This is a genomic window from Streptomyces venezuelae, assembly GCF_008642275.1.
In the GTDB taxonomy this organism is placed as follows: Bacteria; Actinomycetota; Actinomycetes; order Streptomycetales; family Streptomycetaceae; genus Streptomyces; species Streptomyces venezuelae_E.
Map to the genome: position 1 here is coordinate 3,180,612 of NZ_CP029189.1, position 26,536 is coordinate 3,207,147.

Here is a 26,536-nt window from a genome sequence, read left to right on the forward strand (position 1 = left end):
CGGCCCGGGTGTCAGTGGGCGGTGGTGTCGCGCAGGGCCGTGCCCGCGAACTCCTTGGTCCGGTCCACCGCCTGCTTCATGGAGAGGTAGTCCGTGCCGCCGGGCGGGAAGTAGTCGATCGCGCCGACCGCGCCGTAGCTCGCCCAGAAGCAGCTGGCCATGGGGAAGCCGTCGGCGAGGTTGTGCCGGCAGGCGACCGCCAGGGTTCCGGCGGTTGCGACGGTCGGCTCGCCGACCGTCTTCCGCTCGCCGCCGGGCGGCAGGGCGGCGGCCATCGCCTGCTGTGCGGCAGCCATCGGATCCGGCACGGTGTGGAAGAGCTCCGTTCGGGCGATGAGGTCCGGCGCCGACACCGTCTTGCCGGACTTGGTCAGCCTGATGACCGGGAAGCCCCAGCAGGTGGTCACGGTCTCGTTCCGGCCGCTCGAACGCGGGGACAGGCCGTCCACGCCGGAGACGCGCAGGTCCTTGCCGTCGCCGAAGCGGACGGTGGAGCTCCCCTCGTCGCACTCCAGCTGTTCCATCACCGGAAGTCCGACCGTCGTGGGCCGGGTGCCGGGGTCGGGTTCGAGCTTGCCGGCGGCCGGTCCGGGCGCCGTGCTCCCCTGCGCGCCGGGCCCGCCCGCCGTGCCCGCCGCACCCGCCGTGCCCGCCGCGCCCGCCGTGGAACTGGTGGCGGGTGAGGCCGGTCCGCCGCCCCCCGGTCCGCCGCCCCCCGGTCCGCAGCCCGCGCCGAGCCCGCCGAGCAGCACCAGCGCGATCGCCACCGCCGTCCGCATCGCGGCGTGCCTGCTCATGTCCCGTACCCCCGATGCCAAAACGATCAAGGGCACCCTACGGGACGCCCCGCGCCCCGCCGGGTCCCCGCCTCCCCGCCCCTTCACACCACCGCCCGCACACCGTAGCCTGACGCACCGTCAGATCAACCGTGCCCGGAGGTCCGTCATGCTGCTGCAAGGGAAGACCGTCGTCGTCTCCGGGGTCGGGGCCGGGCTCGGGCATCAGGTGGCCGCCACCGTCGTGCGCGACGGCGGGAACGCCGTGCTCGGGGCGCGGACCGAGGCGAATCTCGCCAAATCCGCCGCCGAGATCGACCCCGACGGAGCGCACACCGCCTACCGGGCCACCGACATCACCGACGAGGCCCAGTGCGGGGCCCTCGCCGAGCTCGCGCTCGCGCGCTTCGGCCGGATCGACGCCGTCGTGCACGTCGCCGCGTGGGACTCGTACTTCGGGGGCCTCCAGGACGCCGACTTCGGGACCTGGCAGCAGATCATCGACGTCAACCTGCTGGGGACGCTGAAGATGACCCGCGCCTGCCTGCCCGCACTCAAGGAGCGCGGCGGGTCCGTGGTGATCGTCGGGACGCAGTCGGCCGTCGCCGCACCCAACGAGGTGCAGCAGGCCGCCTACGCCGCCTCCAAGGGGGCGCTGACTTCGGCCATGTACTCCATGGCCCGCGAGCTCGGCCCGCACCGGATCCGCGTCAACACCGTGCTGCCCGGCTGGATGTGGGGCCCGCCCGTGCAGGCCTTCGTCACCTTCACCGCCCACACCGAAGGGGTGCCCGAGGCCGAGGTGCACGCCCGCCTCACCCAGCGGATGGCGCTGCCCGATCTGGCCACCGACGGGGACGTCGCCGACTCCGTCGCCTTCCTCGCCTCCGACCGGGCCAGGGCGGTAACCGGCCAGTCTCTGCTGGTCAACGCCGGTGAGCTGATGAGGTGACCCTCTCCACCGCCGGATCACCGGATCGTATGCTCGGCCCATGACCACTCCGAGTGACGCTCCGACCGACAACGCGATGCGCCGCGCGCTCCGGCGGGCCCGCGACGGCGTCGCGCTCGACGCGACCGAGGCGGCCGTACTCCTCCAGGCGCGCGGCGAGGACCTGGGGGACCTCGCCGCCTCCGCGGCACGGGTGCGGGACGCCGGGCTCGCCGCCGCCGGGCGGCCCGGTGTCATCACCTACTCCCGTAAGGTCTTCATCCCCCTCACCCGCCTCTGCCGGGACAGGTGCCACTACTGCACCTTCGTCACCGTCCCCGGAAAGCTCCGCAAGAGCGGCCACGGGATGTACCTCTCCCCCGACGAGGTGCTCGACATCGCCCGCCAGGGGGCGGCGATGGGCTGCAAGGAAGCGCTGTTCACCCTCGGCGACCGTCCGGAGGACCGCTGGCCCGAGGCCCGCGAGTGGCTCGACGCGCACGGCTACGACGACACCCTCGCCTACGTGCGCGCCATGGCGATCCGGGTCCTGGAGGAGACCGGCCTGCTGCCGCACCTCAATCCCGGCGTCCTGTCCTGGTCCGACCTCCAGCGCCTCAAGCCGGTCGCGCCCAGCATGGGCATGATGCTGGAGACCACCGCGACCCGCCTGTGGTCCGAGCCGGGCGGCCCCCACCACGGCTCCCCCGACAAGGACCCGGCGGTGCGGCTGCGGGTGCTGGAGGACGCGGGGCGGTCCAACGTGCCCTTCACCACCGGCGTGCTGATCGGCATCGGCGAGTCCTACGAGGAGCGCGCCGACGCCTTCTTCGAACTCCGCCGGATCCAGCGTGCCTACCACGGCGTCCAGGAGGTCATCGTCCAGAACTTCCGCGCCAAGCCGGACACCGCCATGCGCGGCATGCCGGACGCGGAGCTGGAGGAGCTGGCCGCCGCCATCGCCGTCGCGCGGCACATCCTGGGACCGAGCGCCCGGATCCAGGCCCCGCCGAACCTGGTGGACGCCGAGTACGCGCTCCTCATCGGAGCGGGCATCGACGACTGGGGCGGGGTGTCCCCGCTGACCCCCGACCACGTCAACCCCGAGCGGCCGTGGCCGCACATCGAGGAGCTGGCCGCGCGGACCGCCGCCGCCGGTTTCGAGCTGCGCGAACGCCTCACGATCTACCCGGAGTTCCTGCGGCGCGGCGAGCCCTGGCTGGACCCGCGGCTGCTGCCGCACGTACGGGCACTGGCCGACCCGGAGACCGGGCTGGCCGACGAGAGCGCCGCCGTCGAGGGCCGGCCGTGGCAGGAGCCGGACGAGGGCTTCACCGCGTACGGGCGCACCGACCTGCACGCCACCATCGACACCGAGGGCCGTACCGGCGACCGCCGCGACGACTTCGACGAGGTGTACGGGGACTGGGAGGCGCTGCGGGAGGCTGCCGCGCCCGGGATGGTGGCCGAGCGCATCGACACCGACGTACGGGGCGCCCTCGCGCAGGCCGCCGACGATCCGACGAAGCTGACGGACGCGCAGGCGCTGGCGCTGCTGCACGCGGACGGCGCGGCCCTCGACGCCCTGTGCCGCATCGCAGACGACCTGCGCAGGTCGGTCGTGGGCGACGAGGTCACGTACATCGTCACGCGGAACATCAACTTCACCAACGTCTGCTACACCGGCTGCCGTTTCTGCGCCTTCGCGCAGCGCCGCACGGACGCCGACGCCTACACCCTCTCCCTCGACCAGGTCGCCGACCGGGCCGCCCAGGCCTGGGAGGTGGGCGCGGTCGAGGTGTGCATGCAGGGCGGCATCCACCCGGACCTGCCCGGGACGGCCTACTTCGACATCGCGCGGGCGGTGAAGCAGCGGGTGCCGGGCATGCACGTGCACGCCTTCTCTCCGATGGAGGTCGTCAACGGCGCGACCCGCACGGGCATGTCGGTACGGGACTGGCTGACGGCGGCCAAGGAGGCCGGCCTGGACTCGATCCCGGGTACGGCGGCGGAGATCCTGGACGACGAGGTCCGCTGGGTGCTGACCAAGGGCAAGCTGCCGACGGCGGACTGGATCGACGTCGTCACCACCGCGCACGAGCTCGGGATCCGCTCCTCGTCCACGATGATGTACGGGCACGTGGACCAGCCGCGGCACTGGCTCGGCCACTTCCGCACGCTGTCCCGGATCCAGCAGCAGACCGGTGGTTTCACGGAGTTCGTCACGCTGCCGTTCATCCACACCAACGCGCCCGTGTACCTGGCGGGCATCGCGCGGCCGGGCCCGACGGTCCGCGACAACCGGGCGGTGACGGCGATGGCCCGGATCCTGCTGCACCCGCACATCCCCAACATCCAGACGAGCTGGGTGAAGCTGGGGGCCGAGGGCGCGGCCGAGATGCTCCGGTCCGGGGCCAACGACCTGGGCGGGACGCTGATGGAGGAGACCATCTCGCGGATGGCCGGGTCGAGTTACGGCTCGTACAAGTCGGTGCAGGACCTGATCGCCGTGGCGGAGGCGGCCGGGCGGCCCGCGAAGGCCCGTACGACGCTGTACGGGGAGGTGCCGCGGGAGCGGCAGGACGCCGCCCGCGCCTCGGACGGGCACCTGCCCGAGCTGCTGCCCGTACTGGACTGAGCGCGGACGCACGCGCGGAGGGGATCCTGGGCACCGGCTCCCCTCCGCGCTGACGGGGATCAGCCGACCAGGAGGTCCTTCTTGAGCTCCTTCAGCTCGCGGGAGTCGATGCCGAGCCCGTTCCTGAGGTAGCGGTCGAAGGAGCCGTACGTCGCCGTGACCTCGTCGAAGCCGGCGTTCAGGTACTCGGGGCGCACGTCGAGCAGCGGCTTGTAGACGGCGGCCTGCTGGGCGGGCAGGTGGGAGAGGATCGCGTCGTTGGCGGCCTTGCGGTAGTCGTTGCTGGCCAGGTAGTCGGCCTCGACGGTCTCGCGGGGCACGCCGAGGGCGGTCAGCAGCGCGGCGTTCGCCCAGCCGGTGCGGTCCTTGCCGGCGGTGCAGTGGAAGAGGACGGAGCGGCTGCGGTCGCGCTCGATGCCTTCGAAGACCTGGGTGTAGGCCTTCTTGCCGCCGGCGCCGGAGACCATCGCCCGCTCCGCGTCCACCATGGCCTTGACGGCCTCGTCGGGGGTGCGGGGCATGGTCTGGAAGGAGCCGGAGCCCGCGAAGACGTCGGCGACGACGTAGGTGGTGCCCGTGGGCACCTTGTCGGCGTCCTTGCTGCGCTCGTCCTCCATGCGGAGGTCGAAGACCGTCCTGACGCGCAGGCGCTGCAGCTTGGCCAGGTCGTTCTCGGTCAGCTTGTTCAGGGCGTCGGAGCGGTAGATCTCGCCCATCTTGACCCACTGGCCGGTGCTGGTGCGGTAGCCGCCGGCGTCGCGGAAGTTGGCGGTGCCGTCCAGCTTGATCAGGCGGTCGGCGAGGCGCAGGCCCTGGCCGCGGCCGGGCTTGAAGTCGAACCACTGGCGGTCGGCGGCGGGCAGGCCCTTGACCACGGCCTGGCCGCGGGATCCGCCCTTCGCGACGACCTTTCCGTTCGCGCGGATCTCGACCCGGTCGGTGCCGCGGGCCTTCCACCGGAGGGTGAAGGAGCCGTCGGCTCCGGCGGTGACGGTGGCTTCGGTGAACGGGACGGCGGACCGGTCGGGCCGGTCCCAGCCGGTGGCGGAGGCGAGCGGGGCCGCGGCCAGGGAGGCGGCGAATGCGGAGGCGACGGCGGTCGCGGCGAGGAGTGCCTTCTTCATGGCTCCGAGGCTGGGCGGCCGCGGCGAACGTCCGATGAACGAGGCGTGACCGAAAACGACCGGCTCGAAGGCGACTGGCAAAACGTGCCACCACGCGGATTGCGGCTGGAAGTCTTCGCATTCTGGCTGATCTGCGTTCGTTTCCCGGCCCCTTGGCCGACCACTTCCGGATTCGACCGATCCTGTCCACTACAGTGCGGGTTCGCGTGCGCGGCGGGTACGGGTAGGGACGCCGGCATCGATCGGACTGGTCAGCGGGGGGGCTCGGTGCCGGGGATGGACGCAGTGAACGGTACGAACGGCGGTTCCGGCGGCCCGCGGACCGCACCGCCCGCTCCCGGCCCGGTGGTCGGCCACGCGGCCACCGCCCCGGGCCACGCCCCGCTCGGCGGCCACGCCCCGCTCGGCGGCCACGGACCGCAGCCCCCGGCCGGGAGCCCGCAGGACACCGGGCCCGGCGGCCCCCTGCACGTCCACGCCGACCCGGCGGAAACGGGCCCGGCGGAAGCCGCCCCCTCGTCCGCCCCCGCTGCCGCCCCGGCCCCCCAGGCCCCGGGCGCGAGTCCCGGCAGCGACGCCCCCGCCGCACCCCTGCACGTCCACGCCGCCTCAGGCCTCCCCGGCCCCGGGGGCAGCGTCCACGGGTCAGGCGCCCGCCCCGACGGCCCGGCCCCGGGCGCGAGTCACGGCAGCGACGCCCCCGCCGCACCCCTGCACGTCCACGCCGCCCCGGCCGGCACCGGCGCCGGACCGGCGGGCGGCAGCGGTCCCGTACGCGGCGGCGCGGAACGGGCCGGGGCGAACCGTACGCTCGGCCACGGCATCGTCACCGGCCTCTGGGGCCGCGCCGAGCAGCAGGACTTCCGCGGCCGGGTCCGCGGCACCCTCCTCGGCTCCGCACTCGGCGACGCCCTCGGCGCACCCGCCGCCGGCCTCTCCCTCGCCGCCCTCCGCGAGGCCCACGGCCCCGACGGCCTGACCGGTCCGGCCCCCGCCCTCGGGCGCCGCGGCCGGGTCACCGCCGCCACCCAGCTGACCCTCTTCACCGTGGACGGGCTGATCCGGGCCCACGTGCGCCGCGACACCGGCGCCTGGCACCCGCCCACCGACATCCACCGCGCGTACCTGCGCTGGGCCGCCACCCAGCACGACTGGGGCCCCGACGAGCGCCGCAAGGACAACGGCTGGCTCGCGCAGCAGGAGTGGCTCTACGCCCGCCGCGCCCCGCACCGCGCCTGCCTGACCGGCTTCGCCGACGACGTCCTCGGCACCCTCGACCAGCCGAAGAACCCCACCGCCCGCGACGCGGCCGCGGCCTCCCGTTCCGCGCCCTTCGGACTGCTGGTCGGCTGGGAGCCCGCCCTCGTCCTCCAGCTGTCCGTCGAGTGCGCCGCGCAGAGCCACGGCCACCCCGTCGCCCACCTGTCGGCCGGAGCCGTCGCCGTCATCGTCCACGGCCTGATCCGCGGCGACTCCCTCGACTCCGCCGTCCAGCGCGCCCTGGGCCTGCTCGGCGCCCGCCCCGGGCACCAGCCCGTCACCGACGCCCTCCAGCGCGCCCTGGCCGCCGTCACCCAGGGCTCGCCCGGCCCCGAGGCCGTCGCGGCCCTGGCCCCCGGCGAGGCGGGAGACGGATCCGACGCCACCGAAGCGCTCGCCGCCGCCGTCTACTGCGCCCTGGTCGCCGAGGACGTCCCGCAGGGCCTGCGCCTCGCCGTCAACCACGGCGGCGACTCCATCGCCGCCGGCGCGCTGTGCGGGGCCCTGCTCGGCGCCCTGCACGGGGAGACGGCCCTGCCGGCCGCCTGGCTCGCCGAGCTCGAAGGCCGCGCCGCGCTGCTGGAGATCGCCGACGACTTCGCCCTGGAGATGACCCAGGGCCCGAGCCTGCACAGCCCCACCGCCGCCGCGCCGGGCTGGCTGGCCCGCTACCCGCGCGGCTGAACCCCGCCCCCGGCACCTGACGCCCCCTCAACATTCGCGGGTCCAGCCCGTACCGTGGCGGGTCCCACGTCTCGGAGGTGCCAGAACCCATGCGGATCGCCACGACCATCTTCCTCACCGACCGCACCATCTCCCCCGTCCGGCTGGCCCACAGCCTCGAAGAGCGCGGCTTCTCCGGCCTCTACCTCCCGGAGCACACCCACATCCCGGTCAGCCGGGAGACCGCCGCCCCCATGGGCGGTGAACTCCCCGAGATGTACGGGCGCACCCTGGACCCCTTCGTCGCCCTCGGCCAGGCCGCCGCCGTCACCGACCGGCTCCACCTCGGCACCGGCATCACCCTGGTCGCCCAGCACGACCCGATCGACCTCGCCAAGCAGGTGGCGACCCTGGACCACCTCTCCCACGGCCGCCTCACCCTCGGCATCGGCTACGGCTGGAACGTCGAGGAGGCCGCCGACCACGGCGTCGAGTGGCGCACCCGCCGCGACCTCGTCCGCGACCGGATGGCGCTGATGCGCGCCCTGTGGTCCCCCGAGCCCACGGCGTACGTCGGCCAGTACTGCTCCGTCCAGGCCAGCACCGCCTACCCCAAGCCCGTCCAGGCCCCGCGCGAACTGGGCCCCGGCGCGCCCCTGTACGGCCCGCGCACCCTGATCGGCGGCGCGGCCGGCCCCAAGCTCTTCGCCGCCATCGCCGACCACGCCGACGGCTGGCTCCCCATCGGCGGCGGCGGCCTCACCGAGTCCCTGCCGGTGCTGCGCCGGGTCTGGGAGACCGCCGGGCGCGACCCGAAGACCCTCCAGGTGGTCCCGTACGCCGTCCAGCCCTCCCCCGGCAAGATGAGCCACTACGCGGACCTCGGCATCGAGGAGGTCGTCCTCCAGCTCCCCTCCGCCCCGAAGCCGGAAGTCCTGCGCACCCTGGACCAGTTCGCCCAGTACCTCTGACCGGGCCGTCGGGCTGCCGGGCCGCCGGGCCGCCGAAATCCCCTCGACGCCGCGCCACCGCCCTGCCGATCATGACGCCATGACGAACCGGGGGGCGGACGGCGTGGACCGGGAGACCGAGAACCAGTGGGCGGCACTCCCGGAGGGCATCCGCGCGCAGACCGACGGATACGTCCTCCAGGACGCCCTCCTGCCGGCGGTCAAGCTGGTGTGGGACGCCGGCCGCGCCTGGGGCGTCGGCCTGCACCAGGCCCAGCGGATCGTGAACGCGCGCTACGAGCACCTCGGCGACCGGGTGGCGCGTACGCCCGACTCCCCGGTCGACTTCGACTCGCTCGCCGCCCTCGCCCACGGCGTCCCGGGCCGGGTGGTGGCGATCGAGGCGGTCTGGGACGGGGACACCGTGCACGACTGGTTCGTGAACCTGCTGGCCATCGCGGAGGAGCCGGACGGGGAGAAGTGCCTCGCCACGATCTACTGGGGCACGGCGCAACGCGCCCTGGGCGACGCCGACACCGGCGGCCGCCACCCCTCGGCGGTGGCCGCCACCCGTGCGGGTACCGAGCTGGCCGAATACCTGGGCGTCCCCTTCCACTTCGCGAGCCCCGACACCCCCGACGACGAGGTCCCCCGCTGGCGCCCCTGACCGGGGCCGGCGGTCAGGGCGCCGCCGGCGCGGGCATCCCGTCCACCAGCACCACCACCCCGACCACGTGCCCGTCGGCGGATCTGCCCACCCAGACGGGATGGCTCCCGTCCGAGGTCACCGCGAACGCGGCCAGCTCGGCGCCGGAGGCGGGCTCGCGGGTCCGGAGGAAGAACGCGGAGCCGGGTTCCCGCGCCCAGCCCCCGTCTTCGCGGTCCTCGACGGCCGTCCCGAAGCGCCGCTGGAGCGACCCCCACGCCCGGGCGTCGGCGAAGGCCCCCGTCGCGCCGTCCGTACCGAAGCCGTAGGCCTCGCCCTCGCCCAGCCGCCGGGGGTCCTGGCCCGGCCCGAGGGCCATCTCCCAGGACCGCGTCCCGTGCCCGCGCGGCATCGGCGGGCAGGGGCCGCAACGGCGTACGGGCCGGCCACGAGCGGCTACGTCCGCACCCCCGCGCGGTGCGTCAGCTCGGCCCAGACCGTCTTGCCGACCAGCCGGTCCCCGACCCCCCAGTCGGCGGCGACGGCGTCGACGATGCGGAGCCCGTAGCCGGATTCGGCCTGGTAGGCGTGCGGGCGCAGGGCGGGCCGGCGGTCGCGTCGGGCGTCTGACACCTCGATGCGCAGGACCCCCTCCAGCAGGGTCATCCGGAGTTCGAAGTCCCGCCCGGGCACATGCCCGTGCAGGACGGCGTTGGCGGCGAGTTCGGCGACGAGGAGCCCGGCGTCGGCGGAGAGCGCGGTGGTCTCCGGAATGCCCCAGTCATGGAGCTCCACGAGGGCCAGCTGGCGGGCGAGGCGCGCCCCGCGCCGGGTGCAGCTGAAACGCTGAGTGAACACGCGTACGAGGGTCCGGGCCGGGCCGGAAGGTGCGGTCATGGCGCCAACATCCCGTGCGGCCAGGGTCGTTCGACACCAAGCGAACTCGTACAAACCATCTGTACGAGTTCACTCCCTGGACAGTGCGAGTCACGGTGCGTGAACATTTTTCGCGGAGGTGACCGCCATGGTGAGTGCCGACGACAGCGGCGACGACGAGGTCGAACCGGATGACAGCCTGCGCAGCTTCGGCGAGACGGTCAAGGCCTCGCGAAAGCGGGCCGGCCTGACCCAGGAACAACTGGCCGTCCTGGTCGGCTACTCGGTGCAGTACGTCGGCTCGGTGGAACAGGGACGCCGCCACCCGTCGCAGAAGTTCGTCAACAAGTGCGATGCGGCGCTGAACGCGCACGGCGTGATCATCATCGCGGCCCGGCAGTTGTCGCGGCGGCGCGGGCTGGCGTCCTGGTTCCGGCGGTGGGCGGAGCACGAGGCGGGCGCCGTCATCCTCAACACGTACGAGTGCCGCTCGGTCCCAGGGCTCCTCCAGCCGGAGTCCTACGCCCGCGCCCTCATCGACAACGTCCCGCCCCTGGCGACCCCTGAGGAGGCCGACGCCCGGGTGGCGGTGCGGATGGCGCGCCAGAAACTGCTGTACCGGATCCCGTACATCCTGTTCAGCTTCGTCATCGAGCAGTCGCTGATCGAACGGCGGACGGGCGGCCCGGAGGTCACGCGGGAGCTGATCGACCGGCTGCTGGAATGCGGGCAACTCCCCAACGTCGACATCCAGATCATGCCGACGGTCAGCCCGCAACACGCGGGCACCGACGGCCCCTTCCAGCTCCTGGAAACCGATGAGCACGAGTGGCTCGGGTACACCGAGGGACAGCAGACGGGACAGGTGATTTCGGACCCGAAAGACATCAGCCTGCTCCACCAGCGGTATGCCAAACTTCGCATCCAGGCCCTCAATCCTGCGGACAACAGGGCCCTGTTGATGCGAATGCGAGGATCCCTGTGAACAGCTCCGAGTTGCGCTGGTTCAAGAGCACCTACAGCGGCAGCCAGGGTGACAGCTGCGTCGAAGTCGCCCTCTCCTGGAACAAGTCCACGTACAGCGGCAGCCAGGGCGACGACTGCGTCGAGGTCGCCGCGTGCGCGGACTCCGTCCACGTCCGGGACTCCAAGGTGACGGCCGGCCCCGAGCTGGCCGTCGCGGCCACGAGCTGGGGGGCCTTCCTGGCCGGGGTGGTCGGGGTCGTCGCGCGCCCCTGACGCGCCCTTGAGCGCCCCTCATGCGCTACACAGGGTGACCGCCATTGGGGTGAAACACCGTTTCCCGTGAACTCTCCGTGATGTTGATCCGGTCGCGTGCCGTCTGTCCGGCGCGTCGATCGAACTTCTTAGGAGAGTGTCATGCGTATTCGCTCTGCCCTGACGGCGTCCGTCCTGGCTGCCGGCATCCTGCTGGGCGGCGCCGGCGCGGCCCTGGCCAACGACGGCGTCGACATCGAGGGCTTCTCCGCCGGGCACAAGGCCTTCGCGAAGAACTGCTCCTCCTTCGCCGGCATTCCGGCGAAGATCGGCCCCCTGTACGCCGACAACTGCGAGGCCGAGGGCGAGAAGGAGTGGGCGAAGGCCTACCACCTGGGCGCCTGACGACCGGCGTCCGGCGGCCGGGGCCCGTCCCACGGGGCTCCGGCCGCCGGACCGGCCGCGCAGCGGCCTCCCCAACCAGCCCTGCCACGGCGGGGTTTCGTAGTCTGACGGGCATGATCGATTCACATGCTCATGTCCGCGTGGCCCGGCCCTCCCTCGACTTGGGGGCCGCCGAGCGGTTCTACGTCGACGGGCTCGGGCTGCAGGTGCAGTGGCGCAGCGCCGAGAGCAAGCCCGGGGAACACGACCTGCTGATGGTCGGACCGGCCGGCGGCGGCTGGCACTTCGAGCTCACGCGGGACGCCTCGAACCCGATCCTGCCCGCGCCCACCGTCGACGACCTGTTCGTCGTCTACCTCGGCGAGGCTCCCGACGAGGCCCTGGTCCAGCGCCTCGTCGAGCACGGCGGGACCCGCGTCGCCGCCCACAACCCGTACTGGGACGAGTGGGGAGTCACCGTCGCCGACCCCGACGGCTACCGGCTGGTCCTCTGCTCGCGCACCTGGGGCCAGGCCGCGGCGTCCTCGTAGGCCGGCCCGCGGCCGCCCGGGGCAGCGGTGTCGGCACGCACCACTAGGGTGACTGGCCACTGACCTCAAGGGGCTTCACATGGGCGTTCATCCTGACGTGGCCGTACTCGTCGACCTCGTACCGGCGGACTTCGCCGGCGGCGAGCGGATCGACTGGGCCGCGGCCGAGGCCGCGCTGGGCACCGGGCTGCCGAGTGACTACAAGGCGCTGCTGGACACGTACGGCGTGGGCGATCTCGGAGACCTCGTCATCCTGCCCCCGCTCCCGAGCGACGTGCGCGGGTGGGAAGGGTGCCATATCGCAGGCATGACGGACGGCCTGCGCGGGCTCTGGGAGCAGGACTCGGGAGTCCCGGGCGTGACGCTGGGTGCGGATGCCGTCCTGCCCTGGGGTTCCGGAATGAACGCCAACGAGATGGCCTGGCTCATGGACGGCCCGGACCCGGACCGGTGGCCCGTCATAGCCTGGCGCCGGCACCACGTGTGGGGCGAGTCGGCCTGGGCCCTGTTCGACTGCACCATGGTCCAGTTCATCACCCGCATGATGCTGGGCCAGTTCGACGCCTGCCCGCTGGGCGACGCGTCGCTCTGGAAGCGGACGGACACCTTCGTCAGCTGGCGGGAGCAGCATCGACGGCTCAGGGCCGGACTGGACCCTGCTACCGGTGAGCCCTGCCCCTTCGCCGACATGTACCCCGTCACGGACGACTGGCCCTGATCGCGCACGGACCGGCGGCGTGAGGGCCCGGTCAGGTCCTAGGCTCCGAGGGCCGGGTAGTCGGTGTAGCCCTCCGCGCCCTGTACGTGCATCAGGAACTCGGGGCGGAGCTCGTTGAGCGGCGCGTCCGTGCGCAGCCGCTCGACGAAGTCGGGGTTGGCGAGGAAGCCCCGGCCCAGTGCCACGAGATCGGCGCCCTCGGCGAGCAGGCGTTCGCCCTGCCGCTTGCCGCCGTCGGCCGCGACCTCCTCGCGGGAGAGCGCCGGGTTGGCGATCAGGGTGCCGGGCCAGTCCCGGCGGATCTGTGCGAAGGCGGGCCGGCCGGGGTCGGCGTGGACCTGGTGCAGGTAGGCCGGTGCCAGGTCGGCCAGGGCTTTGACCAGGGCCGGGTAGATCTCCTCGGTGTCGCCCTCCTCGATCCCGTTGACGTTCACTCCGGGCGAGATGCGTACGCCGACCCGCTCCGGGCCGATGGCCTCGGCGACGGCCCGGACGACCTCGACGGTGAACCGGATGCGGTTCTCCACGGAGCCGCCCCACTCGTCGGTACGGCGGTTGGTGTTGCGCGCGAGGAACTGGTGCAGCAGGTGCCCGTTGGCGGAGTGCACCTCCACTCCGGCGAAGCCCGCTTCGACGGCGTTCCGGGCCGCGCTCGCGAAGTCGGCCACGGTGGCCCGGATGTCCTCGGCGGTCATGGCGCGCGGTACGACGCCGTCACGGAGGCCGCCCGGGGTGTGCAGCTGCTCGGGGAAGGGCACCGCGGACGGGGCGAGCGGCACGTGTCCGCTGGTCTCGGGGTGGCCGACCCGGCCGCCGTGCTGGAGCTGGAGGAACATCTGCCGGCCGCCGGCGGCCCGCACGGCCTCGGTGACCCGCCGCCAGCCGGCGATCTGCGCCGGGGTGTGGATGCCGGGGATGTGCGGGTAGGTCTGCCCGGCGGCGTTCGGGGTGCTGGCCTCGGCGATGATCAGGCCGGCCGAGGCGCGTTGTGCGTAGTAGGTGCGCGTTGTGCGTAGTAGGTGGCCATGAGCTCGCCGGGGACGCCGTCGGCTCCGGCGCGGTTGCGGGTCAGCGGAGCCATCACCAGGCGGCTGGGCAGTTCCTGGCCGCCGAGGCGGGCGGATGCGAAGAGGCGGGAGGCGGCGGGAGTGGCGGCGGGGGCGGCGGGGGCGTGCTGTGTCTGCGTCATGCCGGTACCGTAAAAGCTGACACTGGTGTCAGGTTCAAGGGCTGGGGTGGGGCATGCGGATCGGCGAACTGGCGGCACGCACCGGGGTCGGTGAGCGTTCGCTGCGCTACTACGAGCAGCAGGGCCTGCTCGCTTCGGACCGGACGCCCGGTGGCCACCGGGACTTCCCCGAGCGTGCGGTCGACCGGGTCATCCGGATCCAGGAGCTCTACGCGGCCGGCCTGCACAGCGCGAAGATCGCGCAGATCCTGCCCTGCATGCGGGACGAGGACGGCGGCCCGTCGGTGCGCGCCACTCCGGCGCTGGTGGCCGAACTGGCCACGGAGCGGGAGCGGATCGACCGGATGATCGGCGATCTGATCCGCTCCCGCGAGGTGCTGGACGAGGTGATCGCGGCGGCGGCAGGCCGCGCGGCCGCCCCCTAGGGGGTGTCGCCGGGGGGTGTTTCCGGCTTCGCGTGGAGGACCGCGCGGGCCTGTTCGGCAGCGCGGGTGATGCCCTCGGAGACGAAGTCCATGAAGCGGGCGATGTTCTCCAGGCGGTTGGCGGCCGGGGATTCGCGGCCGAGGACGCCAACGCCCTGGCGTGCGGTTTCTATGATCAGGGCGTTCGCTCGGACACTGGCGATGATCGCCTGGTACCAGACGTCCTCGTCGACGAAGTAGCGCTCGCGGCGGCGTTCGTCGCGTTCCCTGCGGACGAGGCCCTGGCCCTCCAGGAAGGCGATCGCCTTGGAGATGGACGCCGGGCTGACCTGGAGGCGCTGGACGAGCTCGGACGCGGTGAGGCTGCCCGAGTCCGTGATGTAGAGGCAGGACAGCACCCGGGCCATCATCTTCGGCGTGCCGGCCTGGACGAGGACGTCGGTGAACACGTCCTCGAACTCGCGCACCGCCTCGGGGTCACGTCCGTGGGCCTGCGGGGACGCCTCCGGCCCGCGGGGGGCGGCCTGGGTGCGCCGGTGGGCGCGGCGTTCGGTGGCGCGGTGGGCGAGGTCGGCCCGGTAGGCGTTGGGTCCGCCGTTGCGCATCACCTCGCGCGAGATCGTCGAGGTCGGACGGTCGAGGCGCCGGGCGATCTCCGCGTAGGCGAGGCCGTCGGCCAGTCCCATGGCGATCTGCTGGCGTTCCTGCTGGTTGAGCCTGCCTCCCGGCATCGCGGCCTCCTTCATGGTCCCTGGTGGCCCCCACTATAGCGTTCACCTCCATTTCATTGCAACGAACTGGCATCTCGTCGTTGCGTTAAGCCGGAGACCATTGCAATGAATTACTCGCTCTGACCTGCAATATCAAGGATTCGACGCAACGAGAGTGTTGCCAGTTTCTGAAACGCAACGTAGCTTTTCGTCTATCAGAAACCGCGGGGCGCACGGAGCGCAGCCGCTGACGAGGGAGAGACACCATGCAGAAGTTCGCCACCGCCGCCCCGATCACCGCCGTCCTGGACGTCCCCGCCGGACTCGTCCGCGTCATCGCCGCCGACCGCGCCGACACCACCGTCGAGATCCTTCCCGCCGACGCCTCCAAGGGCCGCGACGTGAAGGCCGCCGAGCAGACCACGGCCGTCTACGAGGACGGGGTGCTGCGGATCGCCGCCGCACCGGCGAAGAACAGGATCCTCGGCAACCACCCGGGGTCCGTCGAGATCACCGTCCAGCTGCCCGCCGGCTCCCACGTCGAGGCGAAGACCGCGGCCGTCGAGTTCCGCGGCGTCGGACGCCTCGGCGACGTCACCCTCGACAGCGCCCAGGGCGCCGTCAAGCTCGACGAGACCGCGAACGCCCACCTCACCCTGATGGCCGGCGACATCGCCATCGGCCGCCTCGGCGGCTCCGCGCAGATCACCACCCAGAAGGGCGACCTCCGGATCGCCGAGGCCCTGCGCGGAACCGTCGAACTGAACACCCAGGCGGGCGACATCACCATCGGAGCTGCCCGCGGCGTCTCCGCCACCCTCGACGCCGGCACCGCCTACGGCCGCGTCCGCAACGCCCTCACGAACACCGACGGCGCCGCCGCCGGCCTGGACATCCGCGCCACCACCTCCTACGGCGACATCACCGCCCGCAGCAACTGACCCGCAGTCACCGCTTCCGAAGGAGCACTCCTCATGACCAACCTGGCCATCTCGGCGAACGGGCTGCGCAAGTCCTACGGCGACAAGGTCGTGCTCGACGGCATCGACCTGGCGGTCCCCGCCGGCACGGTCTTCTCGCTGCTCGGCCCGAACGGCGCCGGCAAGACCACCGCCGTCAAGATCCTCTCCACCCTCATCGGCGCGGACCCGGGCACCGGGGCCATCCACATCAACGGCCACGACCTGGCCGCCGCCCCGCAGGCCGTCCGTGCCTCGATCGGCGTCACCGGCCAGTTCTCCGCCGTCGACGGCCTGATCACCGGCGAGGAGAACATGCTCCTCATGGCCGACCTGCACCACCTCTCCCGCAGCGAGGGACGGCGGGTGACCGGCGAACTGCTGGAGCGCTTCGACCTGGTGGAAGCCGCGAAGAAGCCCGCCGCCAGCTACTCCGGCGGCATGAAGCGCCGCCTCGACATCGCGATGACGCTGGTCGGCGACCCGCGGATCATCTTCCTCGACGAGCCCACCACCGGCCTCGACCCGCGCAGCCGCCACACCATGTGGCAGATCATCCGCGAACTCGTCACGGGTGGCGTCACCGTCTTCCTCACCACCCAGTACCTGGAGGAGGCCGACCAGCTCGCCGACCGCATCGCCGTGCTCAACGACGGCAGGATCGCCGCCCAGGGCACCGCCGACGAGCTGAAGCGGCTGATCCCCGGCGGACACGTCCGGCTCCGCTTCACCGACCCGGCCGCCTACCGGTCCGCGGCCCTCGCCCTGCACGAGGTCACCCGGGACGACGAGGCGCTGGCACTGCAGATCCCCAGCGACGGCAGCCAGCGCGAACTGCGCACGATCCTCGACCGGCTGGAGTCCGCCGGCATCGAGGCGGACGAGCTGACCGTGCACACCCCCGACCTCGACGACGTGTTCTTCGCCCTCACCGGCCCGGCCGCCATCCCCAACCAGTCCAAGGAGAACGTCCGATGAGCTCCCTCTCCCTCGCCGTGCGCGACTGCTCCACGATGCTGCGCCGCAACCTCCTGCACGCCCGGCGCTATCCGTCGCTGACCCTGAACCTGCTGCTCACCCCGGTCATGCTGCTGCTGCTGTTCGTCTACATCTTCGGCGACGTGATGAGCGCCGGGATGGGCGGCGGTGGCGACCGCTCCGACTACATCGCGTACGTCGTACCCGGGATCCTGCTGATGACCATCGGCAGCACCGTCATCGGGGCCGCGGTGTCCGTCTCCACCGACATGTCCGAGGGCATCATCGCCCGCTTCCGCACCATGGCGATCCACCGCGGCTCCGTGCTCGTCGGACACGTCGTCGGCAGCGTCCTGCAGTCACTCGCCAGCGTGGTCCTCGTCGGCGCCGTCGCGGTCGCCATCGGCTTCCGGTCCACCGATGCCACCGCCCTGGAGTGGCTGGCCGCGTTCGGGCTGATCGCCCTCTTCGCCCTGGCGCTCACCTGGATCGCCGTCGGGATGGGCATGAACAGCCCGAACGCCGAGGCCGCCAGCAACAGCGCGATGCCACTGATCCTGCTGCCGCTCATCTCCAGCGCGTTCACCCCGATCGAGGCGATGCCGGGCTGGTTCCAGCCGATCGCCCAGTACCAGCCGTTCACGCCGGCCATCGAGACCCTGCGCGGCCTGCTCCTCGGCACCGAGATCGGCTACAACGGATGGCTCGCGGTCGCCTGGTCGGTCGGCCTGGCGGTGCTCGGCTACCGCTGGTCGGCGGGCTCCTTCAACCGCGACCCGAAGTAACCGGTATGAGCGAGCGGGCCTCCCCCGCAGCATCGTCCCGCCCCTGGGCGGCGTACGCCGACACGGCGGTCGGCGTACGCCGCCCGTCGGCGTTCCGGCCCCCGCCGGTACGGGCGTCGTCCGGCGGCGGGACGATGCTGCGGGGAGGCCCGCTCAGCCGGCGGCCCAGAACTGCGCCAGTGCGGCCTCCCTGTAGGGCTCCGGGGTGACGCTGAGGTCCCCCGCGAACGGCCGGTCCAGAGCCACCACCAGGAGCAGGCTGAAGCCGATCAGCCCGGCCACCGCCGACACGAAGAGCAGCTGCGTCTTCAGGCTGCGCAGCCCGAACAGGAAGGTGAGCGGGACGATGACGAGCGCGCCGCCGTACACCAGCACCTGGAGCAGGCCGGGCAGCGAGGTCTCGGCCATGGTGACGCGGGCCCGGCGCTGCGCGTTGACGTCGTTCAGGCGGGTGACGGCCTCGGCGTAGAAGGTCTCGGCGCGCGGGCCCTGCGGCTCGTACGCCAGGAGGGCCTGGTAGAGGCCGTGGGTCTGCGCGCCGGTCGCCTCGAAGCTCGGCCGGCCCTCGCGCATCAGCGGCCACTGCACCTCGACGACGGCGTGCGTGTACGCGCCCACCGCCTGCTGCACACGTGCCCGGTCGGCCGCGGGGAAGGCGTCGGCGCTGCGCACGACCGCGGCGAGCCCGCTGGCCTCGGAGGCGACGATGGTCTCGGTGTTCTCCCGCTGCGTCCACAGGGTGACGACGACGAACGCGAGGATGATGCCGTAGATCGCGCCGAACATGCCGAGCGCGACCCCGACCATCTCGTTGTGCTCGCCCTCGGCCAGGTGCGGGAACCGGCGGCGGGCGGCCACGCTCCCGGCCACGGCGAGGCCGGTGAGGCCGCCGACCACGAGGAGGGCGATGACAGAGGTGCTGAGGTGGTTGAGCAGCCAGAGGATCATGCCGTGCTCAACGAGCGCCGCCGTCGCAGAGCTCGGCCTCCGCGGCGCTCCTGCGGGAGGGGAGCCGTGGCGGAGGCGGGGGGCGCAGGGGTCACTCGACCTTGGGGGCCTCCGGGAGCCCGCCGGCCAGGGCCGAGCCGGTGCCCCTGAGCGAGGAGTCGGTGGCGCGGGTGGCGGACCCGGCGGCCTGGGCGGTCACGCCCACGGCGGTCTTGGTGTCCTGGACGGCCTGGGTCGGGTGGTCGACGATGTCGACGACGCGGCCGACGACCGGGGGCGCCTGCCCGGGCGCCTCGTCGGCGTGCGCGGTGACGGGGAGCAGTGCGAGGGCGGCGCCACCGGAGACGACCAGGGCGGAGAGGGTGCGCTTCATGGCGTTCATGCCCGGCCCAACGACCCCGCCGCACCCCGGGTCACCACCTACGACCACGTAGGAGTGATCCCCAGGGATGCCACCCCGACCCAAGACGCTTGCGTAATGTGCCGCAGCAGTCATGTTCCCGGATCGAGAACGGCGAGCTGGAGCGCAGCGAGGTCGAGACGCTCGCCGCCTACGTCCGGGCCCTCGGCGGCAGGCTGAAGATCGTGGCCGAGTTCGGGGACGAGCAGTACGTGCTGGGCTGACCGGCCCGCATGGACGCCCGCGGCCCCGGATCGGGGGAATCGATCCGGGGCCGTGGGCATGACTCGGCGGGCGGGGCGCAGGGGCGCGGGGAGGGTCAGTCCTCGACCACCAGGGACGGGGTCGACTTCGTCAGGACCTCGCCGCGGAAGAAGGCCGGGCTGCGGCGCTCGGTGACGAACATGATCACCAGGCCGAGGGCCAGCAGGCCGACGCCGATGACGAAGACGTTGCCGACGTCGAGGCCGGGGAGCGTGGAGCCGGAGCCGTAGGACGGGTCCCAGGCGTCGTAGAGGGTCTTGAAGAAGACCGCGGCCAGCAGCAGGCCGCCCAGGATCGGGAAGACGCCCTTGAAGAACAGGTCGCGGGCGGAGCGGCGCAGTTCGCCGCGGAAGTACCAGACGCAGGCGAAGGCCGTCAGCGAGTAGTAGAAGCAGATCATCAGGCCGAGCGCGAAGATCGTGTCGGTGAGGACGTTCTCGCTGACCAGGGTCATGACCGTGTAGAAGGCGCCGGTCGCGACGCCCGCCATGACGGTGGCGCGGCCCGGGGTCTTGAAGCGCGGGTGGACCTTGGCGTAGGAGGCCGGCAGGGCCTCGTACGTGGACATGGCCAGGACCGTGCGGGCGACCGGGATGAAGGTGGTCTGCAGGGAGGCCGCGGCGGAGGCCAGGACGGCGACGAAGAGCAGGATGCCGAGGACCGGGCCCATGACGGGGCCGGCGAGGGCGGCGAAGACGTTGCCCGAGGTCTCCTCGTTGGCGAGGCCGAGGCCCTCGCCGCCGGAGCCGACGGCCATCTGGGCGGCGACGCCGGTGGCCAGGTACGAGCCGACCAGGACGACCATCGCGATGAGCGAGGCGCGGCCGGGGGTCTTCGTCGAGCCGGTGGTCTCCTCGTTGGTGGCCAGGCACGCGTCCCAGCCCCAGTACATGAAGATCGAGAGCGAGAGTCCGGCGGTGAAGGCCGCCATGGACTCGACCGCGAAGGGGTTCATCCAGGACCAGGAGAAGTCCAGGCCGGTGTCGAAGGTCCCGGCGGAGGCCTTCTGGAAGGCCATGGCGACGAAGACCGCGAGCACGACGAGCTGGAGGCCGACGAGGGCGTACTGGACGCCCTTGGTGGCGGTCATGCCGCGGTAGCTGATGGCGGTCGCGACGGCGATCAGGGTGAGGCAGGTGACGATGTGGACGAGCTTGTTGTCGTCCAGGGCCGCGACCGAGGCGTTGTTCGTGATCTCGCCGGCCAGCAGCCAGAAGTACGAGGTGGCGACGCCCGCGAGGTTGGAGAGCACGATGATCGTCGCGATCACCAGGCCCCAGCCGCACATCCAGCCGATCCGCGGGCCGAAGGCCTTGACGGTCCAGGTGAAGGAGGTGCCGCAGTCCGGCATGGCCTTGTTGAGCTCGCGGTAGGCGAAGGCGACCAGGAGCATCGGGAGGAAGCCGGCGAGGAAGATCGCGGGCATCTGCAGGCCGACCTCACCGGCGGTGGAGCCGAGGGTCGAGGTCAGGCAGTAGACCGGGGCGACGGTGGAGATGCCGATGACGGCGCTTCCGACCAGTCCGACGGACCCCTTGCCGAGGCCCTTGCCGCGGACGTCGCCCTCGGCGACGCCGCTTACCGTGTCTCCGGCCCGAGGCCGAACGTCCAGCTGAGTCATGGGTCAGGACGTTAGAGGGTGCGTTTTCCACATCTGGACGATCGAAGTCCGGAACTCAGAGCCCTTGAATGCCTTCGATTCCAGAGACCGGGAGACTTCACGAGCACTTAATACAAGGTTCACTCGGATATGCGCCCGCGCTTCGACAGGATCGACAGAGACTCTTTCGGCATGCGGAAACCGCAGCCATGTCCGTTTTGCGTATTTTCAAAGTTTCCGTCGTGACTTTGCGGTGACCGGTGGTAACCGGGCCCCGGGCGGGTTTGCCGCGAGCATGATCATCGACCTAGAGTCGCCGCCGTCCAAGGTCATTCACACGGGGGACGGACACAGACATGCGCACCACCACCTCGCTCATGGCATCGGCCACGGCCGTCGCCGCGCTGCTCACGCTCACCGCCTGCGGCGGCGGCGACAGCGGCGCGGCACCGGTCGTCGGTGCCGGCTCCGGCGCGGACGGCGGCACCGGCGCCGACACCGACGGAGGCCCTCACGAGGGCACCCTGGAGAACCCCACCAAGAACGGCGGGGTCAACGGGAACGCACCCAAGGACGGGACCGCCTTCCAGAAGCTGCCCAAGGCGGGCACCATGGCCGCCGCCGCCCGCTTCGTCAACAGCCACACCGACTGCGCCCGGCTCAGCTCCACCCCCGGCGAGAGCGGACCGACCGGCATGGGCGCCGAGTTCGACAAGGCCGCCACCGTGACCGAGACCGGATTCTGCGGCTCGGGGCGCCGCACCACCCTCGTCCTCTACAAGGACGCGAAGGCCTTCCAGACCGCCTTCAAGGCCGAGATGGCGAAGAAAGGCAGCAAGGGGAACCCCAACCAGGGCATCGTCGTAGGCCAGGACTTCGCCATGGGATCCGTGGACTCGGACGCCATGAGCGCCCTGCTCGAACCGCAGGCCGGACTGCTCATGCTCAACTGCCACCCCGACTTCAAGCCGCCGAGCGGCTTCCGCAAGGAACCGGCCCTGGTGAAGGGCTGTGTCCTCACGGACTACTACAAGGACGAGTAGGAGCGGCGTCCGTGCCACCCCGGGGCCGCCCCGGGGCCGCCCCGGGGCCGCCACCGGACCGGGTTGATGCTCCTATTGACTGTCAAGCAGCGGTGAGCCAGTCCCGGTAGGCGTGGGCGAGGTCGTCGTCTCGACGGATTCCGCGTTCGAGGGTGGAGATGGTGGCCGGCCAGAGGCCGAAGTGGCGTGCGGCGGCGGTGAGTGTGATGTTCTTGGACTGCCGCAGAGGTCTCAGATCGGCGATGGCGGGGACGGTGACCGTGGTGGTCAGGCAGCGGAATATCTCCCGGGCGATGGCTCGCTTCAGGAGTCGGATGATCTCCCTCTTCGTGCGGCCGGCGGCGGTCTGGCGTGCCACGTACTCGCGGGTGCGGGAATCGCTGGACATGCGGACCAGGGCGATGCGGTAGAGGGCGGCGTTGGCGGCCCGGTCGCCTCCTCGTGAGAGGCGGTGCCGGTTCGTCCGGCCGCTGGACGCGGGGACCGGTGCGGCTCCGCAAAGGGCGGCGAAGGAGGCCTCGGTCCGCATGCGTTCGGGGTTGCCTCCCGCCGTGATCAGCAGTTGGGCCGCGGTGTCGGGGCCGACTCCGTAGGCGGCCCGCAGACCCGGGTTCTGGACGGTGGCCTCGCTGTCCAGGGCTTTGGTCAGGGTCGCGTGCTCGGCGGTCAGCTCTTTGACGCGCCGGGCGAGGATCTTGAGCGCGGCGAGGACTGCGGTGTGGACCGCGTCCCCGGCCGGTCGCAGCCGGGCCAGCGCATTGGTGCGGTCCGTTCCGCTGAGCTGCCCGTATTTGGCGCGGATGCTCTCGGGCGCGGTGAAGAGGATGTGGGTGATCTGGTTCAGGGCAGCGGTGCGGGCCTTGACTGCGGAGCGGGCGGCATTGTGCAGGGCGCGTATGCCGGCGACGGTGTCGTCCTTGGGCGCACTGGAGGCCCGTCCGGACATGACGGCGCGGGCGGCGGCGTAGGCGTCGATGGGGTCGGACTTGCCGATGCGACGGCGTTCGGCGCGGTCGGGACGGTTGACCTCGACGACCGCGTGCCCGTGTTTGCGTGCGGCGCGGGTGAAGCCGGCGCCGTATGAGGAGGTGCCTTCCACGCCGATCGTGATCACCTGGCCGTGGGCATCCAGGAACGCCAGGGCCGCGGCGTATCCGGCAGCGGTGGTGGTGAACTCGGCGTCTGCGAGGCGGCCGCCGTTGTCGCTGATGACCGCGACGTGGACGGTGTCGGCATGGGAGTCGACCCCGCCGAACACATCCTGGTCCGCGATGTCCTGCGCAGCCTCTGATGTCATGCTGATGATGCCTTCCCAACCGGAGGTGGGCACCGGCCGGGTGGCGCAGACAGGACATTGAGGGGGCTTCTGACCAAGCTCCTATCAGGTCATGTTCCGCCCGGCCGGAGCCGTGAGAACAGGTCCCGGCGGCCGGACAGAACAACCGGAGGACAACCCAGCAGGGCGTCAGTCAGTGCCCGAGCCACGACCACCGGAACCTGAGTATCAGCATCAATGTCAGTGCCGTCCGCGAGACTGGCCCCATGCCCACGGCCGATGAGCTCCTCAGTGCGGAAACCGTCACCACCCTGGCCCGGCTGCTCGCCCGTGCGGGCGGCCGCCGGTCCTCCCCGGCTCTGCGCGCACGCGCCGACGCACTCGACGGACTGACCTTCAGCGGCCGCGTCGCCGCCGTGCGCGACGCCGTCCTCGACGACCTTCCCGCCGAATGGCCCGCCTTCGAGGCCGTCGTCCGCACCGCCCTCGCCGATCCCGGCTTCGAGGGGTGGATGACCTTCCCCGTCGACGAGGCCGTGGCCGTACGCGGGCTGGAGGTGTTCGAGCCCGGCCTGGAGCTGCTGCACGACCTCACCTCCCGGCTCACCGCCGAGTCCGCCGTCCGGCCCTTCCTGCGCGCCGACGCCGGCCGCGCCCTGGCCGTCGTACAGAAGTGGACGGACGACCCGGACCCGCACGTACGGCGCCTGGCCAGCGAGGGCACCCGGCCCCGGCTGCCGTGGGCCCCGCAGCTGCCCGCCTTCGTCGCCGACCCGCGGCCGGCCCTGCCGGTGCTGGACGCCCTCTACCGCGACGGGTCCGAGTACGTCCGCCGCTCCGTCTCCAACCACCTCAACGACATCAGCCGCGACCACCCCGACCTCGCCGTCGAGACCGCGGCCCGCTGGCTGGCCGAGCCCGCCGACACCACCGACCGCGTCGTCCGCCACGGGCTGCGCACCCTGGTCAAGGCGGGCCGGCCGGAGGCACTGACCCTGCTCGGGCACGCCCCGGACGTACCGGTCACCGTGCACGGGCCGGTGGTGACCACCCCGCGCGTGGCCGTCGGGGAGTACCTCGTCTTCGACTACGCCGTCACCAACACCGGAGAACTCCCGGCCGAGCTGGTGATCGACTACGTCGTGCACCACACGAAGGCGAACGGCACCCGCACCCCGAAGGTGTTCAAACTCGTCACCCGCCCGCTGGCCCCCGGCGAAACCCTCGCAGGAACCAAGCGGCACTCCTTCAAGCCCATCACGACCCGCCGCTACCACTCCGGCGAGCACCTGGTGCAGCTCCAGGTCAACGGCCGCGTCCGCGGCGAGGCCGTTTTCTCGCTGGACGCCGGATGATCACTGCGGCATGCTGCGGGGCATGACCTACGGAATCGAGTCCCACCCCGCCCGGTGAGCGCCCGCGAAGAGCGCCAGGCGCTCACCTCCCGGACGACCTCCCTGTACGACTACGCCCTGTTCCGCCACGGCATCGAGCCGGACGGCCGCGTCCCGCGCAAGGGCTTTCCCCTGCCGGAGGGCCCCGCGGAGCCCAGCCGCGCGGGCCTGACCTGGCAACAGGCACAGACCGAAGTCACCGACGCCCTCACGCCCCTGCTCCACGACCCCGACCCGGTACGGGCCGCCGCGGCGGTCCACCGGGCGGCCGCCGAACTGGCCATGCCCCACCGCACCCTGCGCGCCCACACCGCACGGCTCGCCCTCGCCGACGAGGACGCCGCCCGGCGGACCGCCCGGCAGCTGATCCGCACGGGTACGGACGCGGCGGCCGTCGGTGTCGGCATGGCCCTGCTGATCCGCCTCGGCGAGCCCGAGGACGTGCCCTGCCTCAAAGCCCTCGGCATGCTGGGAGGTCTCGCGGACGCCGCGAGCGCCGCCCTCGACCCGCTCGACCGGCAGGCGGCCGCCCTGCTGTACATCCGCAGCCGGGACCGGCCCGGAGAGCTGACCCCGCTGACCGACGCGGTCGCCTCCGGCGACACGGAGGCCACCCGGTCCGCGCTGGTCTCGCTGACGGACGAGGCGCAGGCCATGTGGCTCGGCCGGCGCATCGCCGAGGCCGCCGACCTGCACGGGCTGCTGCGGGCCCGGCCGCAGGACGCCGAGCTGCTCGCGCTGACCGGCCGGCTGCTGCACCGGATGGCCGACCAGCTGGAGAGCCGCCCCGACATCCTCGACTACCGGCCCGCCCGGGCCGTGTACGAGGCCTTGGTCCGGCACGCCGACCGGCTGCCCCCGACCCCGGAGCACCGCTCGCTGCTGCTGTCGATCGCCCTCGACCTGCACAGCGGCCCCGCCGTACTGCTGAACTGGCGGCCCGGGCGGCGCCGGGCCCTGCTCGACGCCCTGGACGGGCTGCTGCCCGCGGCCGCGCCGGAACCCGTACCCGGCGACCGTGAGGCGGACTGGTTCAGGCGCAACCGGCAGCTCCCCTTCGCCCGCGCCGAGGACGGTGACCGCCCGCGGTGGGAGGTGGTCGTCGTCCACGGGTCGGCGGACTCCTCCGCCGTCGAGACCCGGATCCTGGCCGACGGAGTCCCGCTCGTCGCCGCGCTCTTCGGAAAGGGGCGGGGCAACCCGCCCGAGCACCTGCTCGACAGCGGCCGGCTTTGCGCCGCACCGGAGCCCCGGGAGGTGCAGCTCGCCGAGGCGTACTGCACCGAGGGCTGCTGCGGCGCCCTGTACGTGACGGTCCGCCGGGACGGCGACGAGGTGGTGTGGGACGGCTGGCGCGGAGCGGTCGGCCCGCTGCCGCCCCCGTACCGCTTCGACGCGGACGCCTACGACGCCGAACTCGCACGCGCGGAACGGGACCACTCCTGGTGCTGGCCGGCCCGCAGCACCGCCCGGCTGATCGCGGCGGGCCTGCGGGCACGTCCCGAGCTGACGGCCCGGTGGGAGATTTCGCAGCACTGGGTCGGCACCGACTGGCGGAACCCGGACACCGTGGTGCTCCACTTCCGCCACGAACCGTCCGCGCCGCCGCCCGGCACCGGGGGATCGCTCGCCTTCCATTGGTCGCTGCCCGACGACGACGGCCCGCCCCGGGACCGGGCGGCCGCCGTCCTGCGACGACTGGAGACGGACGACCCGAAGGCCTTCGCCACCTTCGGCGGAGGCAACGACGAGCTGGCCGAAGCCCTCGGCTACCGCCCACCCCCGTCCGCCCCGCGGGCATGACCCGGGTCCGGCCGGGGCCGTCCGCCC

Annotated in this window: 26 protein-coding genes and 2 pseudogenes; 18 read left to right on the forward strand and 10 right to left on the reverse strand. The window is 72.5% G+C overall.

Going from position 1 to position 26,536, the window contains the following annotated elements; all coding sequences use genetic code 11:
- Positions 1-11: 11 nt before the first annotated feature.
- The gene (locus DEJ51_RS13720; protein ID WP_150257843.1) at positions 12-797 is read right to left on the reverse strand and encodes a hypothetical protein; all 786 of its coding nucleotides are present in this window, start codon (positions 795-797) and stop codon (positions 12-14) included.
- Positions 798-945: 148 nt separating this feature from the next.
- On the opposite strand from DEJ51_RS13720, the gene DEJ51_RS13725 reads away from it, so the two are divergent.
- Positions 946-1,728 (forward strand): SDR family oxidoreductase, encoded by a 783-nt coding sequence (locus DEJ51_RS13725; protein WP_150257844.1) that lies wholly within the window; start codon positions 946-948, stop codon positions 1,726-1,728.
- A 40-nt stretch (positions 1,729-1,768) separates the two neighbouring features.
- A complete protein-coding gene (locus tag DEJ51_RS13730) occupies positions 1,769-4,345 on the forward strand; it encodes a bifunctional FO biosynthesis protein CofGH (RefSeq protein ID WP_150257845.1) in 2,577 nt (858 codons plus the stop codon).
- Positions 4,346-4,404: 59 nt separating this feature from the next.
- Here DEJ51_RS13730 and DEJ51_RS13735 read toward each other — a convergent pair whose 3' ends face one another.
- Positions 4,405-5,469, reverse strand: coding sequence for a tyrosine-protein phosphatase (locus tag DEJ51_RS13735; protein WP_150257846.1), 1,065 nt, complete (start codon positions 5,467-5,469; stop codon positions 4,405-4,407).
- A gap of 822 nt (positions 5,470-6,291) precedes the next feature.
- Here DEJ51_RS13735 and DEJ51_RS13740 point away from each other — a divergent pair.
- From DEJ51_RS13740 to DEJ51_RS13750, 3 genes are all read left to right on the forward strand, one after another.
- On the forward strand, positions 6,292-7,413 hold the full coding sequence (locus DEJ51_RS13740; RefSeq protein ID WP_150261901.1) for an ADP-ribosylglycohydrolase family protein: 1,122 nt from the start codon (positions 6,292-6,294) through the stop codon (positions 7,411-7,413).
- An 89-nt stretch (positions 7,414-7,502) separates the two neighbouring features.
- Complete coding sequence (locus DEJ51_RS13745; protein ID WP_150257847.1) at positions 7,503-8,363, forward strand: TIGR03619 family F420-dependent LLM class oxidoreductase; 861 nt, start codon at positions 7,503-7,505, stop codon at positions 8,361-8,363.
- 79 nt (positions 8,364-8,442) lie between these two features.
- Entirely contained in the window at positions 8,443-9,009 is a 567-nt protein-coding gene (locus DEJ51_RS13750) for a hypothetical protein (RefSeq protein WP_190620366.1), read from the forward strand.
- A 13-nt stretch (positions 9,010-9,022) separates the two neighbouring features.
- On the opposite strand, the gene DEJ51_RS13755 is transcribed toward DEJ51_RS13750, so the two are convergent.
- Entirely contained in the window at positions 9,023-9,400 is a 378-nt protein-coding gene (locus DEJ51_RS13755) for a DUF4241 domain-containing protein (RefSeq protein ID WP_150257848.1), read from the reverse strand.
- Between the two features lie 44 nt (positions 9,401-9,444).
- Positions 9,445-9,885: an ATP-binding protein gene (locus DEJ51_RS13760; RefSeq protein WP_150257849.1), complete on the reverse strand. Its 441-nt coding sequence runs from the start codon at positions 9,883-9,885 to the stop codon at positions 9,445-9,447.
- Between the two features lie 127 nt (positions 9,886-10,012).
- On the opposite strand from DEJ51_RS13760, the gene DEJ51_RS13765 reads away from it, so the two are divergent.
- From DEJ51_RS13765 to DEJ51_RS13785, 5 genes are all read left to right on the forward strand, one after another.
- A complete protein-coding gene (locus tag DEJ51_RS13765; RefSeq protein WP_150257850.1) occupies positions 10,013-10,849 on the forward strand; it encodes a helix-turn-helix domain-containing protein in 837 nt (278 codons plus the stop codon).
- The gene (locus DEJ51_RS13770) at positions 10,846-11,103 is read left to right on the forward strand and encodes a DUF397 domain-containing protein (RefSeq protein WP_150257851.1); all 258 of its coding nucleotides are present in this window, start codon (positions 10,846-10,848) and stop codon (positions 11,101-11,103) included. Before DEJ51_RS13765 ends, DEJ51_RS13770 begins: the two co-directional genes overlap by 4 nt.
- A gap of 141 nt (positions 11,104-11,244) precedes the next feature.
- Positions 11,245-11,487 (forward strand): hypothetical protein, encoded by a 243-nt coding sequence (locus DEJ51_RS13775; protein ID WP_190620367.1) that lies wholly within the window; start codon positions 11,245-11,247, stop codon positions 11,485-11,487.
- A 113-nt stretch (positions 11,488-11,600) separates the two neighbouring features.
- Entirely contained in the window at positions 11,601-12,017 is a 417-nt protein-coding gene (locus DEJ51_RS13780; protein ID WP_150257852.1) for a VOC family protein, read from the forward strand.
- Positions 12,018-12,096: 79 nt separating this feature from the next.
- Positions 12,097-12,735, forward strand: a complete 639-nt coding sequence (locus tag DEJ51_RS13785) for an SMI1/KNR4 family protein (protein WP_150257853.1) — start codon at positions 12,097-12,099, stop codon at positions 12,733-12,735.
- Positions 12,736-12,773: 38 nt separating this feature from the next.
- Here the strand turns inward: DEJ51_RS13785 and DEJ51_RS13790 are convergent.
- Positions 12,774-13,816 (reverse strand): annotated as a pseudogene (locus DEJ51_RS13790) (alkene reductase).
- Between the two features lie 161 nt (positions 13,817-13,977).
- Here DEJ51_RS13790 and DEJ51_RS13795 point away from each other — a divergent pair.
- On the forward strand, positions 13,978-14,349 hold the full coding sequence (locus tag DEJ51_RS13795; RefSeq protein WP_150257854.1) for a MerR family transcriptional regulator: 372 nt from the start codon (positions 13,978-13,980) through the stop codon (positions 14,347-14,349).
- Here the strand turns inward: DEJ51_RS13795 and DEJ51_RS13800 are convergent.
- Positions 14,346-15,080, reverse strand: a complete 735-nt coding sequence (locus DEJ51_RS13800) for a GbsR/MarR family transcriptional regulator (RefSeq protein ID WP_150257855.1) — start codon at positions 15,078-15,080, stop codon at positions 14,346-14,348. The genes DEJ51_RS13795 and DEJ51_RS13800 overlap by 4 nt on opposite strands.
- 245 nt (positions 15,081-15,325) lie before the next feature.
- On the opposite strand from DEJ51_RS13800, the gene DEJ51_RS13805 reads away from it, so the two are divergent.
- From DEJ51_RS13805 to DEJ51_RS13815, 3 genes are read left to right on the forward strand one after another with little or no spacing between them, the layout of a single operon-like run.
- On the forward strand, positions 15,326-16,000 hold the full coding sequence (locus DEJ51_RS13805; RefSeq protein ID WP_150257856.1) for a DUF4097 family beta strand repeat-containing protein: 675 nt from the start codon (positions 15,326-15,328) through the stop codon (positions 15,998-16,000).
- A 33-nt stretch (positions 16,001-16,033) separates the two neighbouring features.
- A complete protein-coding gene (locus tag DEJ51_RS13810; RefSeq protein ID WP_150257857.1) occupies positions 16,034-16,996 on the forward strand; it encodes an ATP-binding cassette domain-containing protein in 963 nt (320 codons plus the stop codon).
- Positions 16,993-17,781: an ABC transporter permease gene (locus DEJ51_RS13815; RefSeq protein WP_150257858.1), complete on the forward strand. Its 789-nt coding sequence runs from the start codon at positions 16,993-16,995 to the stop codon at positions 17,779-17,781. The genes DEJ51_RS13810 and DEJ51_RS13815 overlap by 4 nt, the downstream gene beginning before the upstream one ends.
- A 153-nt stretch (positions 17,782-17,934) precedes the next feature.
- On the opposite strand, the gene DEJ51_RS13820 is transcribed toward DEJ51_RS13815, so the two are convergent.
- Together DEJ51_RS13820 and DEJ51_RS13825 are read right to left on the reverse strand one after the other, a co-directional pair.
- Positions 17,935-18,729 (reverse strand): DUF4239 domain-containing protein, encoded by a 795-nt coding sequence (locus DEJ51_RS13820; RefSeq protein WP_150257859.1) that lies wholly within the window; start codon positions 18,727-18,729, stop codon positions 17,935-17,937.
- 91 nt (positions 18,730-18,820) lie between these two features.
- A complete protein-coding gene (locus tag DEJ51_RS13825) occupies positions 18,821-19,111 on the reverse strand; it encodes a hypothetical protein (protein WP_150257860.1) in 291 nt (96 codons plus the stop codon).
- Positions 19,112-19,224: 113 nt separating this feature from the next.
- On the opposite strand from DEJ51_RS13825, the pseudogene DEJ51_RS13830 reads away from it, so the two are divergent.
- Positions 19,225-19,353: pseudogene (locus DEJ51_RS13830) on the forward strand (transcriptional regulator); the annotation flags it as partial.
- Between the two features lie 95 nt (positions 19,354-19,448).
- On the opposite strand, the gene DEJ51_RS13835 reads toward DEJ51_RS13830, so the two are convergent.
- Complete coding sequence (locus tag DEJ51_RS13835) at positions 19,449-21,014, reverse strand: APC family permease (protein ID WP_150257861.1); 1,566 nt, start codon at positions 21,012-21,014, stop codon at positions 19,449-19,451.
- Positions 21,015-21,349: 335 nt separating this feature from the next.
- On the opposite strand from DEJ51_RS13835, the gene DEJ51_RS13840 reads away from it, so the two are divergent.
- The gene (locus DEJ51_RS13840) at positions 21,350-22,036 is read left to right on the forward strand and encodes a hypothetical protein (protein ID WP_150257862.1); all 687 of its coding nucleotides are present in this window, start codon (positions 21,350-21,352) and stop codon (positions 22,034-22,036) included.
- Positions 22,037-22,118: 82 nt separating this feature from the next.
- Here the strand turns inward: DEJ51_RS13840 and DEJ51_RS13845 are convergent, their stop codons facing one another.
- Positions 22,119-23,333, reverse strand: coding sequence for an IS110 family transposase (locus tag DEJ51_RS13845; RefSeq protein ID WP_150257863.1), 1,215 nt, complete (start codon positions 23,331-23,333; stop codon positions 22,119-22,121).
- A gap of 245 nt (positions 23,334-23,578) precedes the next feature.
- On the opposite strand from DEJ51_RS13845, the gene DEJ51_RS13850 reads away from it, so the two are divergent.
- Both DEJ51_RS13850 and DEJ51_RS13855 read left to right on the forward strand, forming a co-directional pair.
- Positions 23,579-24,667, forward strand: a complete 1,089-nt coding sequence (locus tag DEJ51_RS13850; protein ID WP_150257864.1) for a DNA alkylation repair protein — start codon at positions 23,579-23,581, stop codon at positions 24,665-24,667.
- A gap of 54 nt (positions 24,668-24,721) precedes the next feature.
- On the forward strand, positions 24,722-26,509 hold the full coding sequence (locus tag DEJ51_RS13855) for a hypothetical protein (protein WP_223835798.1): 1,788 nt from the start codon (positions 24,722-24,724) through the stop codon (positions 26,507-26,509).
- Positions 26,510-26,536 lie beyond the last annotated feature (27 nt).